The 19145-nt window shown below is 62.7% G+C and carries 16 protein-coding genes; 2 read left to right on the top strand and 14 right to left on the bottom strand.

Annotation, left to right across the window (positions count from 1 at the left end):
• Positions 1 to 54: 54 nt before the first annotated feature.
• From ACWHXD_RS18765 to ACWHXD_RS18700, 14 genes are all read right to left on the bottom strand, one after another.
• The gene (locus ACWHXD_RS18765) at positions 55 to 918 is read right to left on the bottom strand and encodes a LysR family transcriptional regulator (RefSeq protein ID WP_138763065.1); all 864 of its coding nucleotides are present in this window, start codon (positions 916 to 918) and stop codon (positions 55 to 57) included.
• Positions 919 to 979: 61 nt separating this feature from the next.
• Complete coding sequence (locus ACWHXD_RS18760; protein WP_192901665.1) at positions 980 to 2425, bottom strand: Vps62-related protein; 1446 nt, start codon at positions 2423 to 2425, stop codon at positions 980 to 982.
• A gap of 670 nt (positions 2426 to 3095) precedes the next feature.
• The gene (locus tag ACWHXD_RS18755) at positions 3096 to 4499 is read right to left on the bottom strand and encodes an amidase (protein WP_138763067.1); all 1404 of its coding nucleotides are present in this window, start codon (positions 4497 to 4499) and stop codon (positions 3096 to 3098) included.
• The gene (locus ACWHXD_RS18750) at positions 4496 to 5764 is read right to left on the bottom strand and encodes a Zn-dependent hydrolase (protein WP_138763068.1); all 1269 of its coding nucleotides are present in this window, start codon (positions 5762 to 5764) and stop codon (positions 4496 to 4498) included. Before ACWHXD_RS18750 ends, ACWHXD_RS18755 begins: the two co-directional genes overlap by 4 nt.
• A gap of 13 nt (positions 5765 to 5777) precedes the next feature.
• Positions 5778 to 6473, bottom strand: coding sequence for an ABC transporter ATP-binding protein (locus tag ACWHXD_RS18745; protein WP_003192343.1), 696 nt, complete (start codon positions 6471 to 6473; stop codon positions 5778 to 5780).
• Positions 6473 to 7222, bottom strand: a complete 750-nt coding sequence (locus ACWHXD_RS18740; RefSeq protein WP_032896435.1) for an ABC transporter ATP-binding protein — start codon at positions 7220 to 7222, stop codon at positions 6473 to 6475. The genes ACWHXD_RS18745 and ACWHXD_RS18740 overlap by 1 nt, the downstream gene beginning before the upstream one ends.
• A complete protein-coding gene (locus ACWHXD_RS18735) occupies positions 7219 to 8229 on the bottom strand; it encodes a branched-chain amino acid ABC transporter permease (RefSeq protein WP_098950913.1) in 1011 nt (336 codons plus the stop codon). The genes ACWHXD_RS18740 and ACWHXD_RS18735 overlap by 4 nt, the downstream gene beginning before the upstream one ends.
• 1 nt (position 8230) lies before the next feature.
• The gene (locus ACWHXD_RS18730; protein WP_003192337.1) at positions 8231 to 9091 is read right to left on the bottom strand and encodes a branched-chain amino acid ABC transporter permease; all 861 of its coding nucleotides are present in this window, start codon (positions 9089 to 9091) and stop codon (positions 8231 to 8233) included.
• A gap of 56 nt (positions 9092 to 9147) precedes the next feature.
• On the bottom strand, positions 9148 to 10350 hold the full coding sequence (locus ACWHXD_RS18725) for an ABC transporter substrate-binding protein (RefSeq protein WP_138763069.1): 1203 nt from the start codon (positions 10348 to 10350) through the stop codon (positions 9148 to 9150).
• 238 nt (positions 10351 to 10588) lie between these two features.
• On the bottom strand, positions 10589 to 11356 hold the full coding sequence (locus ACWHXD_RS18720) for a FadR/GntR family transcriptional regulator (RefSeq protein WP_056787297.1): 768 nt from the start codon (positions 11354 to 11356) through the stop codon (positions 10589 to 10591).
• A gap of 108 nt (positions 11357 to 11464) precedes the next feature.
• Entirely contained in the window at positions 11465 to 12220 is a 756-nt protein-coding gene (locus tag ACWHXD_RS18715; protein ID WP_138763070.1) for an alpha/beta hydrolase, read from the bottom strand.
• A gap of 107 nt (positions 12221 to 12327) precedes the next feature.
• Positions 12328 to 13740 carry an efflux transporter outer membrane subunit gene (locus tag ACWHXD_RS18710; RefSeq protein WP_138763071.1) on the bottom strand — a complete coding sequence of 471 codons (1413 nt, stop codon included), beginning with the start codon at positions 13738 to 13740 and terminating at the stop codon, positions 12328 to 12330.
• Positions 13733 to 15715 (bottom strand): MacB family efflux pump subunit, encoded by a 1983-nt coding sequence (locus ACWHXD_RS18705; RefSeq protein ID WP_192901666.1) that lies wholly within the window; start codon positions 15713 to 15715, stop codon positions 13733 to 13735. The genes ACWHXD_RS18710 and ACWHXD_RS18705 overlap by 8 nt, the downstream gene beginning before the upstream one ends.
• Positions 15705 to 16874 (bottom strand): efflux RND transporter periplasmic adaptor subunit, encoded by a 1170-nt coding sequence (locus ACWHXD_RS18700; RefSeq protein ID WP_138763072.1) that lies wholly within the window; start codon positions 16872 to 16874, stop codon positions 15705 to 15707. The genes ACWHXD_RS18705 and ACWHXD_RS18700 overlap by 11 nt, the downstream gene beginning before the upstream one ends.
• A gap of 324 nt (positions 16875 to 17198) precedes the next feature.
• On the opposite strand from ACWHXD_RS18700, the gene ACWHXD_RS18695 reads away from it, so the two are divergent.
• Both ACWHXD_RS18695 and ACWHXD_RS18690 read left to right on the top strand, forming a co-directional pair.
• A complete protein-coding gene (locus ACWHXD_RS18695) occupies positions 17199 to 17681 on the top strand; it encodes a sigma-70 family RNA polymerase sigma factor (protein WP_032896446.1) in 483 nt (160 codons plus the stop codon).
• A 119-nt stretch (positions 17682 to 17800) separates the two neighbouring features.
• Positions 17801 to 19138, top strand: a complete 1338-nt coding sequence (locus ACWHXD_RS18690; RefSeq protein ID WP_098950916.1) for a lysine N(6)-hydroxylase/L-ornithine N(5)-oxygenase family protein — start codon at positions 17801 to 17803, stop codon at positions 19136 to 19138.
• The last annotated feature ends 7 nt before the right edge of the window (positions 19139 to 19145 follow it).

The following is a 19145-nucleotide window of genomic DNA, read 5'->3' as shown; positions in this document are numbered from 1 at the left end:
AAGGCTGCGAGGGGAAACACCAGCAGGCTAGCATGTGCGCAGGCGTAGAGTGATTCAAATCAGCGGGTCCCAGCGTTGCGACCAGTCGCCTTCGGCCTTCACCACTGTGCGTAGCAGCTCCAAAGCCTGTTGCAACACCGCTGAATCCCGCGCCCGCGAATACACCAGGTAGGTCGGGAAGCTGAATTCCGGCGCCTTGGGCACGCGCTGCATCACGCCGCTGTCCAGGTAGCTCTGCACCACCCGTGTGCGGAAGTAGCCAGCACCGCCATTCTCCAATATGTACTGCAACGCCAGCGGCCCCAGGTTGAAATTCACCGCAGCACGCGCACGGTCGGGCAGGGCGGCGTCGTGCTGCTGGCGAAAACCCTGGCCCCAGTCGATATACACGTAAGGCTCGGGTTTACTCGCCAGTTGCACCAGAATCAGTTTTTCTTCCAGCACCTGTTCCACCTGCAAGCCCGGCCAGTATTGCGGCTGGAACACCAAGGCGGCGTCGAGCACACCCAGCTCCAGTTGGCGTAGCAGGTACTCGCCTTCACGCACTTCGGTGCGCAGCGCGTGGCCTGGTATGTGCTCGCGCAACGCCTTGGCCCAGCCGAGCATCAACGGGTTGCACAGGCTGACTTCACCGCCGATATGCAGCACGTTGCGATAGCCGTCTGGCAATGGCAGGTCACGGCGCGCCGCTTCCCAGGTTTGCAGCAACTGGTTGGCGTACACCACGAAGGCCTCGCCGTCGGCGGTCAGCCGCGCACCGGCACGGTTGCGCACGAACAGTGTGCAGCCCAGTTGGCTTTCCAGATTCTTCACCCGGGCGGTGATGGCGGTCTGGGTGACGTGCAGTTTCTCGGCCGCTGCGGCCAGGCTGCCGCAGCGGGTGATTTCGAGGAAGGTGCGTGCCAGTTCGATGTCCATGGATGTCAGCCGCCGAGGAAAGTGGCGGTTATTGTAGAGTCATCGGCGCCTGGACTTGCACTCATTCGTGCAGCAAAAACGCCGGGTCCTGTGGTTCGGTCGTTGTGCTGATGGTCACCGATTTTGGCGCTGGCGGATATTCGGTCCAGTACAGACTATTGTTGGGTTGACGGGTAAGGCTTTTACCCACTTCCTGTTTGTCTGCACGCAGTAGTCGGTAGGTGTAGCTGATCAGGTACACTGCCACGGCTTTATAGGCGCCCAACGTGCACCAGACGGTAGAGCTTTTTGTGGTGGTCCAACCTTGGGTGATGGCATTGCTTTGACTGATGCTGGAGCCGACTTTGACGCTGGTCTTGAAGTAGCCGGCAAAGGTGGCTTCTGCTAACGCTTCTGCGGTCTTGATATCTGTCTCGGTTTGCGTGGTGCTGGTGGACGTGCTGGACTGGAACATCAAACTGTAGCGTTGAATGTCACCTGTGTTGTTATACGCATGGCGTACCAGCTTATAGGTTTCGGTGGTCTCTAACTTATATTGGGGCGATTGAAGGAACTGTTGATCCTGCGTCAAATCAGGGTCAGAGATGACAAACCAGGGCAGCAAGGTTGTATACGTCGCAGTGTCGGAGGTGAGTGCCGTGGGATGCGCATAATTGTGCAGTACGGGGGCGTGCGATGGCTCGGTGGGAGGCTCAATGGAGAGGTGAGTGCGAAGGGCGTAGGTGGGCGTTACCGGTGAAGGCGCTTGGTAGTGGTCGTGACCGATGAAGGTGCCGGTGCTGAAAAACACTTCTGCTGGCATGGGAGACGGCGGCGAAATGCTCCAGGCCGAGAAGTTCGTGCCTGCGTGTGTACCCCTGTCGTTCCAGACCTCCTGATTGATCCTGGCTTCAGTGACCAGGTCTGCGCGGATGCATTTGACCGTTCCGATGTCCGGTGCGCGCAGTGAGTTGCTGCAGACCAGGCCCATGCACACGTACCCGGGCGGTGGCTGCGGGCGCCAGATGGACAGGGTGAGCTCGGCTCTTTGTATCTCCCATACCCAGGTAAAGCCGGTCGGTGGTTTGAGCGCTGTACCTGTCGAGCCCTGTGCATCCGCCACGATCGGCACCACTTTCAGGCCATGGATATCGGTAAAGTTGGGCTCCAGTACATCGCCGAGTATCGAATATTCGGCAAGTGCCGGCGTGACTCGGGGGCGATAGAGCGTGAAGGCGGCGTCACCGAAGTGCCCGGATTCGCCGGTACGGTTGTTGCCGTAATAGGTGAAGTTAGAGGTGAAGTTAATAAGCAGGTCTTTGTATCGGATCGATTCCACGGTGGGAACTCCTTCAAGGTTGAGGCGCTGAAATACCCTGAAGATTTGATCGCTGAAACGACCTGGTAGAGCGGTACATAGCTGTCCCAGGCCATTTATCTGAACGCTGGTCAGCTCGAGTGTTTCGGTGCTTTCAGAAGCGGCATCGGGAACGCCTTGGCATACCTTCAACACCTGCTCATCGGCCACACCCGCGCCGCGTTGAAGAGGCAGGATTGGAATGCGATCAATGTGGGAGCTGGCTTGCGATAACCATAGGTATCTACACAACTTTGGTGCGACGCCGGACCTGTGGCGAGGGAGCTTGCTCCCGTGACGGCCCTGCAGCCGACGCTGATCTAACTGACGCGCCGCGATCCAAATGTGGGAGCTGGCTTGCCTGCGAAGACGGCCTGACAGCCGACACAGTTGGATTGTGTACATATCCATTCCTGCGGTAACGGCCACTTAGGGTTCCGCCCTGACGGCGGCTCACTTTTGAAAAGCGCAAAAGTAAGCAAAACGCTCTTGCCCCACCACTCGGCACCTCGCTTAGGCTCGGTGTGCCCGTAATCCGCCAGTGATTTGGGGGGGGCGCCGCCACGCGCCATCCATGGCGCGGGGCGGCTAAACCGGCATCCCTGCCGGTTTACCCCCCAAATCCCTGTCGAATTCCGGCCTGCGTGGTTTAACGGGGCACCTGAGATCAAGATCAAAAGCAGATCAAGAGCTAGAGCGGCTCGCTTCGCATCGTGGTTACCGTTGGCTGCTATAACCTACAAAATTGTGTAGAAGCTGCGACGGCGGTGTGTCAGAGGCCAATGTGCTGACTGAACCTGTGCTATCGCAGGCAAGCCAGCTCCCACAGTAGAGTCGTATGTCAGGTCGGGCTTCTCGGTGTGTGCAAGTGTTCTGTGGGGAATGCTTTGGCATACGCGTGACACACCCTCAACACCTGCTCATCGGCAAACCGCGCACCCACCACATGCAAGCCCACCGGTAGGCCATTCGCTGCCAACCCGCACGGCACTGACGCCGCTGGTTGTTGGGTGAGGTTGAAGGGGTAGGTGAACGGCGTCCATTGCATCCACTCAGTCATCCCTGAGCCCGGCGGTACGTTGTGCCCGGCTTCGAATGCGGTGATCGGCATCATCGGCGACACCAGCACATCGTAATGCTCATGGAACGCGGCCATCCGTGCAACCAGCGCCGCTCGGGCTTCCAGGGCTGCGTTGAAATCATCCAGGCTCAAGCGTTCGCCTCGCTGTGCAATACGCAGCAACCCGGGGTCGAGCTGTTGCTTTTGCGCCTCGCTCATTGTGCCGGTCAGGCGTGCTGCGCCGGCAGCCCATAGGGTGCTGAACACCTCCAGTGGGTCGCTGAAGCCAGGGTCGATTTGTTCGACCTGGGCGCCCAGTTGCACCAGGCCCTGCACAGCTTGATCCACCACCTGGGCGACCTGCGGGTCGACCTTCGCATAGCCGAACGTGGGGCTGTAGGCGACACGCAACCCCTTTAAGTCCGCTCCTGGAGCGAGCCAGGGCGTGGTTCGCGGCGCGCCGATCAGGCCGTCCCGCGCATCCGGCTGCGCCACGGTTTGCAGCATCAGCACGCTGTCTTCCACGGTGCGTGTCATCGGCCCCAGGTGCGACAGGATCGTCATGGAGCTGGCCGGCCATTGCGGCACGTAGCCGAAGGTCGGCTTGATCCCGAAGGTGCCGGTAAACGCACAGGGAATACGGATCGAACCACCGGCGTCGCTGCCCTGGTGCAGTACGCCGAGGTTCAACGCCGCTGCCGCACCGGCGCCTCCGGAGGAACCGCCGGCGGTGGTGCGCGTATCCCACGGGTTGCGGGTGATGCCGTACAGCGGGTTGTCGGTCACGCCTTTCCAGCCGAATTCTGGGGTGGTGGTCTTGCCCAGCAGCACCGCGCCGGCCTTGCGCATGAAGGCCGGGAAGGGGGCGTCCACGTCCCATGGGCCGTCGGCGGACGAGGTGCGTGAGCCTTTGCGCGTGGGCATGCCGACCGTCAGCGTCAGGTCTTTGATCGACGCCGGCACGCCATCCAGCGCGCCGCAGGGTTCACCTTTCAACCAGCGTTGTTCCGACGTTCGCGCAGCCTCCAGCGCGCCTTGCGGGTCGACATGGCAGTAGGCATTCACCACCGGGTTATAGCGCTCGATGCGCAGCAAAGCATCTTCAGTAACCTCCACGGGGGACAAGCTTTTGTCGCGAAAATGCTGCAATAGCTGCACCGCCGTCAGTTGGCCAATCTCACTCATGCCAGATCCCCCTGGGCCGCGTTCACCATGGCGCGCAACAACACCGCGCAGCCTGCGGCCAGATCATCCGGCGCGGCGTTTTCGATTTCGTTATGGCTGATGCCGCCTTCGCACGGCACAAAGATCATCCCGGCCGGGCCCAGTTCGGCGACGAAGATCGCGTCATGCCCGGCGCCGCTGACGATGTCCATATGGCTCAGGCCCAATGCCTTGGCACCTTCACGCACGGCGTTGACGCAGGTCGGGTGGAAGTCCAGTGGCGGGAAGTCGGCGGTGGGCGTTAGTTCAAACGTCAAGCCGTGGCGGGCGGCCGAGTCTTCGATCACTGCGCGCACTTCATCGACCATGGCTTGCAGCTTGTCGGCATGCAGGTGGCGCAGGTCGATGGTCATGTGCACTTGGCCGGGGATCACGTTACGCGAGCCAGGGTGCAGGTTCAGGCAGCCAACGGTGCCGCAGGCGTGAGGCTGGTGTTGATGGGCGATTCGGTTGACCGCACTGACCACCTCGGCAGCGCCCACCAGGGCGTCCTTGCGCAGGTGCATGGGCGTAGGGCCCGCATGTGCCTCTACGCCAGTGAGGGTCAGGTCGAACCACTTCTGGCCCAGGCAGCCCATCACCACGCCCAGGGTAATCGCCTGGTCTTCCAGCACCGGGCCTTGCTCGATATGCGCTTCAAAATACGCCCCCACTGGGTGGCCCAGCACCGCACGCGAACCGGCATAGCCGATGCGCTGCAATTCAGCGCCCACCGACAGGCCCTGGTCGTCGCACTTGTCGAGGGTGTCCTGCAAGTCGAACTTCCCGGCAAATACCCCGGAGCCCATCATGCACGGCGGGAAGCGTGAGCCTTCTTCGTTGGTCCACACCACCACTTCGATCGGTGCCTGGGTTTCGATCTGCAGGTCATTGAGCGTGCGGATCACTTCCAGTCCGGCCATCACCCCGTAGCAACCGTCGAACTTGCCGCCGGTGGGCTGGGTGTCGATATGGCTGCCGGTCATCACCGGGGGCAGGTCAGGATTGCGGCCAGGGCGCCGCGCGAAAATATTGCCGATGGCATCCACACTGACGCTGCACCCGGCGGCTTCGCACCACTGCACGAACAGGTCGCGGGCCTGGCGGTCCAGGTCGGTGAGGGCCAGGCGACACACGCCGCCCTTGGCCGTGGCGCCGAGCTGGGCCAGGTCCATCAGCGACTGCCACAAGCGGTTGCGGTTGATCAGTGGGGCATTGCTCTGGAGCGGTTGCGCAAGACTGTTCATCAGGAATCTCCACTCAGGCACTCAAGGCCAGGTAACGGTTTTTGATCGTCGGGTCGGCGCGGAAGTCAGCGGCGCTGCCTTCGTACACCACGCGGCCCTGTTCGAGCACGTAATGGCGGTCGGCGAGCTTGTCGCAGACCATCAGGTTCTGCTCCACCAGCAATACCGGCAGGCCCTCGTCCTTGACCTTGCGCAGGATCTTCACCAGTTCGTCGACGATCACCGGGGCCAGGCCTTCAGTGGGTTCGTCGAGGATCAGCAGCTTGGGGTCGTTAAGCAGGGCGCGGGCGATGGCGAGCATCTGCTGTTCGCCGCCGGACAACGCATGGCCGGCGTTTTTGCGCCGCTCCTTGAGGCGCGGGAACATGGCGTACACGTCCTCCAGTTGCCAGCGACTGTGCTTGCGGGCGGCGATGCGCAGGTTTTCCTCCACCGTCAGCAGGCGGAAAATCCCGCGGTTTTCCGGCACCAGCGCCAAGCCTTGGCGCGCAATTTCAAAGATCTTTTGCCCCACCAGCGCCTGGCCGTTGAAGTGGATCTGGCCCTGGCGCGGGCAGATGATACCGAGGATGCTGCGCAGGGTGGTGGTCTTGCCGGCACCGTTACGGCCCAGCAGGGTCACCAGTTCGCCGGGGTTGACGCTCAGCGACACACCCTCCAGCACATGGCTTTTGTCGTAGTAGGAATGGATATTCTCGACGATCAGCATCAGGCAGCCTCCCCAAGATAGGCAGTGCGCACGCGTTCATCGGCGCGCACGAATTCCGGCGTGCCTTCCACCAGGATCTGCCCGTGGCTCATCACCGTGATGCGTTGGCTGATGGACATGACGATGCTCATGTTGTGTTCGATCAACAGCACCGTATGGTCGCGGCCAAGGTCGCTGATCAGTTGGGTCATGATCGGGATATCGTCGATGCCCATGCCCGAGGTGGGCTCGTCGAGCATCAACAGTTTGGGTTTGGAGCAGATCGACATGCCCACCTCCAGCACCCGTTGCTGGCCGTGGGACAACTCACCGGCCAGGGTGTCGGCGCGGGCGGTGAGTTGCAGGCGCTCCAGCACTTGGTCGGCCATCTCCAGATGCTCGCGCTTGCTGTCGACCCGGCGCCAGAAATTCAAGGCGCGCACGCCGTCGCGGCCTTGGGCGGCCAGGCGCAGGTTCTCGCGCACGCTGAGGTTCTGGAACAGGCTGGTGAGCTGGAACGAGCGCGCCATGCCCAGGCCGACGCGGCCGTGGGCCGGCTTGCGCATCAGGTTCTTGCCATCGAAATGAATCGCGCCGGCGGTGGCCTGGCGCTCACCCGTCAGGCAATGGAACAGGCTGGTCTTGCCGGCGCCGTTGGGGCCGATGATGGTGTGGATGGTGCCGGCTTCAACCTTCAGGTTGACGCCATTGACCGCATGGAACGCGCCGTAGGCCAGCTCCAGGTTTGTGGTTTCCAGCAAGATACTCATAGCCCGTCCTCCTTGGCGACGACCACGGTTTTGCGCGTGCCGCGCAGCTTTTCGAACAGCGACGCGAGGCCGCCCCACAACCCGCCGCGCATGAAGATCACCACCAGGATCAGGATCACCCCCAGCAGCATCAGCCAGCGCGGCCACAGGTCGGAGAGAAAGTCCCCCAACAGCACTATGGAACCGGCGCCCAGCAGTGAGCCGAACAGCGAGCCGGTGCCGCCGACGATGGTCATGATCAGGATGTTCTCGGACATCGCCAGGTCGATATTCGACAGCGGCACAAAGTGCAGCAGCATGGCGTACAGCGCCCCGGCAATCCCGGTGACCGCGCCGGACAGCACGAACACCAGGATCTTGAAGTGGCGCGTGTCGTAGCCGATGGCCGAGGCGCGGGTTTCATTCTCGCGGATCGCCATCAACGTGCTGCCAAACGGTGAGGCGATCACCCGGCGTGCACCGATGAAGATCAGCAGGAACAGCACCGCGACAAAACCATAGAAGGCGCGGGCATCGGCCAGGGACAGCAGCACGGTGTCACCCACCCGGATTTCCGGGCGCGGCACGCTGAGCAGGCCGTTGTCGCCGCCGGTCCAGTCGCTCAAGGTGTAGGCGACAAAGTAAGCCATCTGGCTGAACGCTAACGTGAGCATCACGAAGTAAATGCCCGTGCGGCGAATCGCCAGGGCGCCCACCAGCAAGGCCAGCACGCCACCGGCCAGCGCTGCGCCCAGCAACGCCATGAACAGGCCCAGTTGCAGGTGGATCATCAACAGCGCCGCACAATAAGCACCGGCACCAAAGAAGATGCCTTGGCCGAAGGACAGCAGCCCGGTATAGCCCAGCAGCAGGTTGCAGGCCAGGGCGGCCATGGCAAAGATCAGGATCTCGGTGGCCAGGGTCGCCGAGGGCAACACCAACGGCAGGCCGATCAGCACGGCCAGCACCCACAGCAACATGGCTTTGGATTGGGTCTTGGCGAACGGCAGGGGGTTTTTCTCGCTCATATCAGGCTCTCCCGAACAGGCCGTAAGGGCGCACCAGAATCACCACGGCCATGGCGCCGTAGATCATCAGGCTCGCACCCTGGGGCCAGAGTGTGGTCATCAGGCTTTGCACCACGCCCACCAGTAAACCGCCGACCAGCGCACCGCTGAACGAGCCCATGCCGCCGATCACCACCACCACGAAGGCGATGCCCAGAATCTCCGGGCCGACGAAGGGCTGGGCGCCGCGCAAGGGCGCGAATAACACCCCGGCGACACCGGCCAGGGCAACGCCGAGGGCGAAGGTCATGGAGAACAAACGGAAAATATTGGTGCCCAGCAGCGACACGGTTTCAGTGCTTTCACTGCCGGCGCGCACCAGGGCACCGAAGCGCGTGCGTTCCAGCAGCAGCCACAGGCCCAGGCCCACTAGCCCGGAAAACACGATGAGGAACAGGCGGTAGTAGGGATAGACAAAGTCACCCACCACCAGCACGCCGCGCAACAGTTCCGGCACGGCGACGCTTTTGCCCACCGGGCCCCAGATCATCACGCTGGCTTCCTGGATGATCAGAGCGATGCCCAAGGTCACCAGAATCTGGAACATGTGCGGCAAGTGGTAGATGCGCTGGATCAGCAAGCGCTCGATCACCCAGGCCAGTGCGGCCACCACCAGCGGCGCGATCAGCAGCGCCAGCCAGAAGTTGCCGGTAAGGCTCACCGCGGTGTAGCAGATGTAGGCGCCGAGCAGGAAGAACGCGCCGTGGGCGAAGTTGACGAAGTTGAGCAGGCCGAAAATGATCGTCAGCCCCACCGCGATCAGGAAGTAGATCATCCCCAACCCGAGGCCGTTGAGAATCTGGAACAGGTACAGATTAAGCATGCAGGCACCCTCCGCAGACGGCCGCTTGCACGGCCCTGCGCGACAAAGTTAAACGGTCAGCCGAGCGTGCAGCCCGTCGCCTCGACCGCAGGGAACGACTGGCCAGCGCTGAGCACTTTGGCCAGGTCGTCCTTGTCGGCCATGTCGCCGCTGGCCTTGCCGATCAGCAGGTAGTAATCCTTGATCACCTGGTGGTCGCCGGCGCGGATCGACTCCTTGCCGGTTGGGCCTTCGTAGCTCAAGCCCTGCATGGCCTTGGCCACGGTCGGGCCGTCGAAGCTGCCGGTGGCAATGATGGTGTCGAGCATGACTTTGGTGCTGATGTAATCGGCGGCCAGCGGGTAGGTGGGGTTGATGCCGTAGGTGGCCTGGGTGAGCTTGACCAGTTCGCGGTTGAGCGGGGTGTCGACCTGGTGCCAGTACTGCGCGCCGAGGTACACGCCTTCGAGCACATCGCTGCCCAGTTCCTGGAACTGATCCAGGCCGGCAGACCACACCAGCAAGACCTTCATGCGCTCCTTGATGCCAAAGTTTACGGCCTGGCGCAGGGTGTTGGACGATTGGCTGCCAAAGTTGAGCAGCACCAGCACATCGGGTTTGGTAGAAATGGCGTTGGTCAGATAGCCGGAGAATTCCTGTTCCTGCAGCGAGTGGTAGCTGTTGCCCACGTGTTCCAGGCCATGTTCCTTGAGCACGTTTTTGGCGCCTTCAAGCAAGGCTTCGCCGAACACGTATTGTGGGGTGATGGTGTACCAGCGCTTGGCGTCCGGCAGCAGCTTGATCAGCGGCACCATGGTCTCGCGGATCGCGCCGTAGGTGGGCACCGACCAGCGGAAGGTCGCCTTGTTGCAGTCCTTGCCTGTGACTTCATCGGCGCCCACCGGGGTCATGAACACACCGCTGGCCTTGTCCACTTCCTTGGCCACTGCCAGGGCGGAAGACGACAAGGTGCAGCCCTGGAAGAACCGTGCGCCGTCCTGCGCGATGGCCTCCTGCACCTTGCGCACCGCCTTGCCGGCGTTGCCTTCGGTGTCGATGACCTTGTAGTTCAGCGGGCGGCCGAGCAACTGGGCGTGTTGTTGCACCGCCAGGCGCGAACCCATGTCGGCAAATTTGCCATAGCTGGCAAAGGCGCCAGACATGGACTTGAGGCCGTAAAAGGTAAAGGGCTCGGCGGCGAATGTCGAACGCACGCTCAGCGGAAGGCTGAGGGCGGCGGCCGCGGTGAGGCTGGCTTTCAATAACGTACGACGCTGCATGGGGTGACTCCCTGGTTTAGTTATTGGCAGGAGCGGCAAGGGCGATACGGTGGAGCAAGGGCCTGTGGGCAGGCTTGTTATTGGTTAACTCGACTCAACAGATGAACGCGGTCAAATGTGGGAGCTGGCTTGCCTGCGATGCAGGCGCCTCGGTATTACGGGGAGGGCCGAGTCGATGCCATCGCAGGCAAGCCAGCTCCCACACTGTTCGGGTTCCCAGATTGGATTTTTGGTGTGCTTATGAGTGGTCGAACTCCAGTAGGAAGTGCGGGCTTACCTGGCCTTCCAGCGCGGTCATATGGTGTTCGGCATCGCACATGTGTTCATGCATCAAGCTGCGCACCGCGCTTTCATCCCCGGCGCGAAAGGCGATCAGCAGTTGTTTGTGATAGTCCAGGTTGGCCGCGTCGAATTGCTTGCGCTTGGGCTTGTAGGCTTTTTTCAGCACCACCAGGTCGCGCAGCAAGTCGTTGAGAAACTGCGCCATGAAGCTCAGCAGCGGGTTGGGGCAGGCCTGGGCCAGCAGGTTGTGGAACTCCAGTTCTGCCAGGCGCTGTTCGCGCTGGCCGGCTTCGCTGTCTTCGGGGGCGCTGCAAAAATCCACGTTGGCTTGCAGGGCGATGTAATCGTCTTCGCTCAAACGCCCGAGCACCGACACCGCCAGTTCCACTTCGATGACCTTGCGCAGTTGGTAGACCTGCTCGCCGTCCAGGTGCTGGAAGTGCAGGTAATTGCGCAAGGCGCGGCTGGCCGGTTCAGTGCCGGCCTGGTTCAAGTACGCCCCGCCGCTGGGGCCGGTGCGTGTGCTCACCAGGCCTTCGACCTCCAGCGCCTTGAGCGCTTCGCGCGCCGAGCCCTTGGAGCACTGGAAACTTTCCATCAGCTCGCGTTCGGTGGGCAGGCGGTCGCCGGGCTTCAAGGCGTCGGTGACGATCGAGCGCTTGACCGACTCGACAATCACATCAGACAGCTTCTGGCGTTTGCGGCGTAGCGGTCGACTCAGCATGGCGGTGATTTATCGTATTAATGCGGATAAATAGCACTTAATAACGATTGGGCAGGGGCGTCAACGCAAGGGGTCGTTTTCGGTGAATAGGGGTCGTAAATGCGCAGGTTATTCCCAGGCGCCCAAGTCCAGGCAGCGTGCTGACGCCGGCGGCTGCTTGCCGTAAGCGAGGAAGTCCCCCAGCCAACGGCTCACACAGCCGTCAGCGCCTGCGTGTGCCGACTCCTTGAGCAAAAGTTGCTCTACACCGGTGGCGAGTGGTTCGCCAGGCTCGGTATTGATCAGCACCATGCGCCCGACGCGCTCGGGAAACAGCGTGCCATAGCGGCTGCCCAGGCGGGTGGCCGTGGCGTTGCCCAGGTAGTTGAGGCGCGCCTCGCCCAGTTGCCCGCGCACGAATTCCATATCCTGCGCGGCCTGTTCCACGCCATTGCCTTGGCGCAGGTCGCGGGTGCTCAACTCGATTACGTCATAACGGTCGACCAGGGTGCGATAGGCCTGGGTGGCAAGCGACTCCCAGCGACTGGCCAGGTGAAGGACGAACGGCGCGCCTTTGGCCTGTTGGGGGTCGCCGGCCTGGATGAACACCACACCTTCACGGTTGAGCGGCTGCCGTGCGCCTACCCGTGTCACGCTCAGGCGTATGCGGCCGCGCTGGGGTGCGGCATGGTCGCGGGGCACGCTGACCAGGCCGCATTGGGTGCGGCCAACCACTTCCGGGTCCAGGCGCGCGGTTGCAGTGAGGGGGCAGTCCAGCAGCCAGTCGATCGCGGTGGGCGCGATCAAGGGCTCGGCCAGCGCCAGGTGTGTGATCAGCCAGCCGCCAACGCAGGCCAGGCCTTTTACAACAACGCTGGGTTTCATCATGAGGTCCCGGGCATCCGTGTGATAACGGCTTTTTTACCAAGGACCTTGGGGTGGAAAATGTAAGGTGAAGAAACAACTCATGTATGAAATATGAGTTTCGTTTATCAGATACCGGTGCTCCAGCCACCGCCTAACGCCTTGTACAGGGCGATGCTGGCTTGCAGGCGCGACAGGCGCAGCAGCACGTTCTGGTCCTGGGCGTCGTACAGGGTGCGTTGGGTTTCCAGTACCGTGAGCAGGTCTTCGGCGCCGGCCTCATAGCGGCTTTGGGCAATCTGGAAGGCGGTCTGCGCCTGTTGCAGCTCCTCGGTTTGCCACTGGCGTTGCTGGTCCAGGCGGGTGATGCTGCTGAGGGCTTTTTCTACATCGGCAAAGCCGTTGATGATCGCCCCGCGATAGGTTTGCAGCAGTTCATCCTGGCGCGCCCGAGCCTTGTCGCGCTCGGCGCTCAGCCGGCCATTGTTGAAGATCGGCGCCATCAGGCCCGAGGTCAGGGTGTAGAAGGGGCTGCGCAGGATCTCTTCGGCCTTGGACGCGCCCGAGCCGAGCGTTGCGCCCAACGTCACCGTCGGCAGCATGGCCGCACGGGCCACCGTGACGTCGGCACTGGCCGCCGCCAACTGGGCCTCGGCCTGGGCGAGGTCGGGGCGCCGGCTCAATAACTGGCTGGGCACGCCGGGCCCGATACTCGGCCAGCTCAGTGCCTGGAAGGGTTCTGTGCCCAGCTCCAGGGCCTGCACGGGCTGGCCGAGCAAGGCGGCGAGGGTGATTTGCGATTCTTCCGCCGATTGCTGGATCAGTGGCAGTTGCCGTTGCTGACCGGCCACCAGGCTTTTCTGTTGCGCCAGTTCCAAGGCCGTGGCGGAACCGGCATCAAAGCGGGTCTGCACTAGGTTCAGTACATTGCGCGCATTCGCCAGGTTGAGCTCGGCAATCTGCAAGCGCTGGCGTGCGGCCAGGGTTTGCGCGTAGCGGTCGGCCACGTTGCTGAGCAGGGTCAGCTCCACGTTGGCCTGATCGAACTCACTGGCCTGCAGGCTGTGCACGGCGCTGTCGCGGGCAGCGGCGCGGCCACCCCAGAAGTCGATTTCGTAGCTGGCCGTGAGGTTGGCGTCATAGTTGGTGACGGTCCTGTTGCTCTCGGTGGCGTCCAGCTCCGAGTTGCCGCTGCCGCGCAACAGCCGTTGGCGGCTGGCGCCGAGGTTGAACTTCAGCTCCGGCAACAACGGTGCACCGGCAATCACCGCCGTGGCCTGGGCCTGGCGGACACGCGCCATGGCGGCCGCCACGTCGAAGCTGTCGCGGCGGGCCTGGTCGATCAGGCGGTTCAACGCCGGGCTGCCAAACTGCGTCCACCAGCGTTGATTGGCGGCTTGGTTTGCCTCGCGCCCGGCATAGTGCCAGGCGGCGGGCGCAGCGATGCCGCTGTCGATGGCGGGCGGGTTAGCGCCACAGGCCGTGAGCAACAGGCACACACTGAGCGCTGACAGTTGTGGAGTGAGAGATCGTTTATTCACTGGTCAACGCCTTAACCGGATCGAGCCGGGCAGCTTTACGGGCCGGCATAAAGCCGAATACGACACCGGTGACCAGCGCACAGCCAAACGCACCGAGCACCGCCACCAGGGAAAACTGCACCGCCACTTCAGCCAGCACCAGCACGCCGCCCACCAGCAAGGCCAGGGCGATACCGAACAGGCCACCGACCACCGAGAGCATCACCGCCTCGGTGAGGAATTGGCGCAGGATGTCGCGCTGGCGTGCCCCGGTGGCCATGCGGATGCCGATTTCACGGGTGCGTTCGCGCACGGTCATCAACATGATATTCATCACGCCGATGCCGCCCACCAGCAGGGAGATCGCCGCAATCGAGCCGAGCATCAGCGACAGGGTGTTCTGGGTACGCGCTTCGGCCTGGATCATTGCGGCGTTGTTGGTCAGCTCGTAGTCGCGCTTGCCGTTGTGCAACTTCAACATCAACTGGTCGATGGCGCGTTCGGCTTCATGCACCTTGCGCGCATCGGTGGTGGCAATCGCCACGTATTCGGGGTTGTAGCTGCCGAACAGGCGGACACTGGCGGCGCTGTAGGGAATGGCGACACGGTCGTCACTGTCCTTGTTGCCCGAGCTGGAACCTTTTTCCGCGAGCACGCCGACCACCTGGAAGGGTACGTTCTCGATCAGGATGTACTGGCCGATGGGGTTGGCCACGTCCTTGAACAACTTTTGGCGGATGCGCGCGCCGATCACGGCGACCGTGGCGGCGGCGCGTTCGTCGGCCTCGGTGAAATAGCTGCCCTCGACCACCGGCCAGTTGAAAATCTCCGGGAAGTTGGTGTCGTTGCCCCCCACGTAGGCCATGTAGTCGACGTTGCCGAAGCGCACACCCGCGTCGGTGCCGTTGACCGGCATGATGCGCTTGACCTGAGGCAGCGTCGCCAGGGCGGCGACGTCGTTGAGGGACACAATCCCCAGCGGCGTACGCGGGTTGGGCGAAGAACCGCTGAGGTAGATGATATTGGAACCGAACGCGCCCATCTGCGCCATGACCTGGCGCTTGCTGCCTTCGCCCACCGCCAGCATTACCACCACCGACGCGACGCCGATGATAATGCCCAGCAGCGTCAGCGCCGTGCGAAAACGGTTGATCCACATCACCCGCCAGGCGGCCTGCACCGCGTCCACCAATTCGGCTTTCCAGGCACCATTGTGCTCGGCGCCGTCGGCCAGGCGTTGGCGCAGGTCTACGGCGTGCAGGGCTCCCGACGCCACGCTGGGGGTGGCCGCGCGGGTGTCTGCAGAGTCGCTGATGATCTGGCCGTCGCGAATCTCGATGATGCGGTTGGCTCGCGCCGCCACTTCACGGTCGTGGGTAATCAGGATGACCACATGGCCCTGGCTCGCCAGTTCGTCGAGCAAGGCCATGACCTCGGCCCCGCTGTGGCTGTCGAGGGCGCCGGTGGGTTCGTCGGCGAGGATGATATGGCCGCCGTTCATCAGTGCGCGGGCGATGGACACCCGTTGCTGTTGCCCACCGGACAGTTGGTGCGGCCGATTGCCGGTGCGCTCGGCCAGGCCCAGGCGGGTGAGCAGGGCGCTGGCGCGAGCATGGCGCTCGGCGGCGCTGATGCCGGCATAGATCGCCGGCATCTCGACATTTTCCTGGGCAGAGCCTGAGGGAATCAAATGGTAGCCCTGGAACACAAAACCGAAGGCTTCGCGGCGCAGCCAGGCCAGTTCGTCGCTGCCCAGGTGGGCGACGTTTTCCCCGGCGAACAGGTAGTCACCCTCGGTGGGGCGGTCGAGGCAGCCGAGAATGTTCATCAGCGTCGATTTACCCGAGCCCGACGCGCCGACAATGGCGACGAACTCGCCGGCATGGATCGACAGGTCGATGCCGCGCAACACATCGACCTGTGGGCTGTCGCCGCCGCCGTAGGATTTGCGCAGGCCTTTGAGTTCAATCAGGGGCGTGGTCAATTCAGCCCCCATGGCTGTCAGCCGGGCCGATCAACAGGTGGTCGCCCTCGTTCAGCCCGCCGAGCACTTCGACGCGCAGGCGGTCGCTGATGCCCAGGCGCACTTCGCGGTCTTCGATGGCACCGTTCTTGGCCACCACTCGGGCGATTTGCGCCTCTGAACCTGGCGTGCCTTGCAAGGCGGCGACCGGCACGGTGAGGGCATTCTTGACTTGGCTGGCGACGAAAAAGACTTGGGTGGTCATCTCGGCCATCAGCGCGTTGTCGGCGTTGTCTACGTCGAGCAGCACCGTGTACAGCACCACTCGGCCAGTGCCGCTCTTGCTGGTGCTGCTCGGGCTGCCGTTGCTCTGGGTTTCGTTCAAGGGCTTGGGCGGGATCGGCAGGATCTGGCGCACGGTGCTGGTCCAGCGCCGGCTGCCACCGCTCAGGGTGGTGAAGTACGCGCTCATGCCGGGTTTGACATGGCCGATGTCGGCTTCGGAGACTTCCGCCCACACCGTCATGGGCGACAGCTTGGCGATGCGCAGGATCAGCGGGGTTTGCTGTTGCGCGTTGAGGGTCTGGCCGACGCGCGCGTCCACGGCCACCACGGTGCCGGTCATTGGCGCGTAGATGCGCGTGTATCCCAACTCGGCCTCGTCGCTGCGCAGGCTGGCCTGGGCCTGGCGGATCTGTGCCTGGAACATCTCGACCCGCGCCTGGGTCGCGCGCAGTTCAGCCTGGGCGGTCTGCACGTCTTCTTCGCGGGTGGCGTTGCCGGCACTCAGGCGCTGCTGGCGCTGGTACTTCTGGCGGGCCAGTTGATGCTGGGCTTTCTGCTCCTGCAACTGGGCCTGCAGGTTTTCGATGGCATAGCGGCTGGCGTCGAGCTTGGCTTTTTGCGTGGCGGGGTCGATCTCCACCAGCAACTGGCCCTCTTGGACCTGGTCGCCGGCCTCGACGTGGATCTTGCGGATCTGCCCGGAGGCCTGGGCGCCGACGTCTACGTAACGTCGCGGTTGCAGGGTGCCCAGGGCGGTGACGCTGTTTTCGATGTCGGCGCGGGTCACGGTGACGGTGGCCAGGGCATCGCGGCCCGGCGTCAGGCCCTGCCAGGTGGCAAACGCAACGATGGGAATCAGGCACGCCACCACAAGCAGGGCGCGTCGGGCAGGTCGAGGGCGTTTCATCGGTAGCTTCCAGCCAGGAAAGTTCGGGGCGCAGTCGCGCAGAGCTGACAGGTAAACGAGGAAAATGCCCGGGAATTTAGGCTGTTACATAAGTAGTTACAGCTCAGTGGGAGAAAAAATTCGACCGCTGACGAGAGAGTTCTTTAAAAGTAGATGAGAATTACTATAAATTGCACACGCTCAAACTGCCATCATCGGTGATGGCAACACCGCCATTGGTTGCGGGTGCATTCAGGTAAGGGGATGTGCTCTCGGGTTTTTCGCGAGCAAGCTCGCTCCTACAGGGTGGGCGTCGTTGGTATTAAGGCCGTGGGGTCAGGAGTCATGGTGGAAAACTACTATCGCGAGCTGGTGTGTTTCCTCAACGCCAAGCTGGGCAACCGTCAGGTGGCCGAAGATGTGGTGCATGACGCTTATGTGCGGGTGCTGGAGCGCGTAAGCGACACCCCGATCGAACAACCCCGCGCCTTCCTGTACCGCACCGCCTTGAACCTGGTGATCGACGGCCATCGGCGCAACGCCTTGCGCCAGGCCGAGCCCCTGGAGGTGCTGGACAGCGAAGAACGCTTCGCCGCCTGTTCGCCCCAGGCCAGCCACGACCAGGGCCAGCGCCTGGAGATGCTCGAACGCGCCCTGGCCGAGTTGCCGGCGGCCTGTCGCGACAGTTTCCTGTTGCGCAAACTCGAAGGCCTGTCCCACCTGCAAATCGCTGAACGCCTGAGCATTTCCCGCAGCCTGGTGGAAAAACACATCGTCAACGCAATGAAGCACTGCCGGGTGCGTATGCGTGAGTGGGAAGCGCACTGATCGCCAGTTAGTTAAATTTTATTTCACTGTCCTCGTTTCCTATCAACACACGGCCTGTTGTTCAGGCCATGAAGGTATTCCCGCCCCACCGCCATGGGGCTTATCCAGAGGACACTGGAATGACACAGGCAATTGCTTCGCCCGCGGTTCATGACCTGATCGGGATCGGTTTCGGCCCTTCGAACCTTGCGCTGGCCATCGCCCTGCAGGAGCGTGAAAAGGCCCAGGGCAAGCTGGACGTGCTGTTTCTCGACAAACAAGCCGACTACCGCTGGCACGGCAATACCCTGGTCACCCAGAGTGAACTGCAGATTTCCTTCCTCAAGGACCTGGTGACCCTGCGCAACCCCACCAGCCCGTATTCCTTCGTCAACTACCTCAAGGCCCACGACCGCCTGGTGGACTTCATCAACCTGGGCACCTTCTACCCCTGCCGCATGGAGTACAACGACTACCTGCGCTGGGTGGCGGGGCAGTTCCAGGCCCAGGCCAACTACGGTGAAGAAGTGCTGGCCATCGAGCCGATCCTGCATCAGCAGCAGGTCGAGGCCTTGCGCGTGATCTCCCGCGATGCCCAGGGCGAGCAGCATGTGCGCACCACCCGTTCGGTGGTGGTCAGCGCCGGTGGCACGCCGCGCGTCCCCGATGCGTTCAAGGCGCTCAAGGGCGACAGCCGGGTGTTCCACCATTCCCAGTACCTGGAGCGCATGGCCAACCAGCCGTGCGTAGACGGCAAGCCGATGCGCATCGCCGTGATCGGCGGTGGCCAGAGCGCGGCCGAAGCCTTTATCGACCTCAATGACAGCTTCCCGTCGGTGCAGGTCGACATGATCCTGCGCGGCTCGGCGCTCAAGCCTGCCGACGACAGCCCGTTCGTCAACGAAGTGTTCTCGCCGGCCTTTACGGACCTGGTATTCCAGCAAGTCGGTGCCGAGCGTGAGCGTTTGGTCGCCGAGTACCAGAACACCAACTACTCGGTGGTGGACCTGGACCTGATCGAGCGCATCTACGGGATTTTCTACCGCCAGAAAGTCTCCGGCATCGCCCGCCAGGCGTTCCGTACCCTCACCGTGGTAGAGAAAGCCACCCCGGGCCCGCTGGGCATCGAACTGGCCCTGCGCAATACCGCCACTGGCGAAACCAGCGTCAACCATTACGATGCGGTGATCCTCGCCACCGGCTACGAGCGCCAGATGCACCGTGAACTGCTGGCGCCGCTGGAGGCCTACATGGGCGACTTTGAGGTGGCCCGCGACTACCGCATCGTCACCGACGAACGCTGCAAGGCGGGCATCTACATCCAGGGCTTCAGCCAGGCCAGTCATGGCTTGAGCGATACCTTGCTGTCGGTGCTGCCGATTCGCGCGGATGAGATTGCGGCGTCGCTGTATGCGCTGGACCATCACCGTGGCAAAGCGCGTTCGGTGCAGGACTTGCTACTGGCAACCGCCAGCTGACCGATCC

This window comes from Pseudomonas fjordensis, assembly GCF_976987115.1.
The sequence above is the reverse complement of the archived record's forward strand: the minus strand, read 5'-3'. Positions and strand labels throughout refer to the sequence as shown.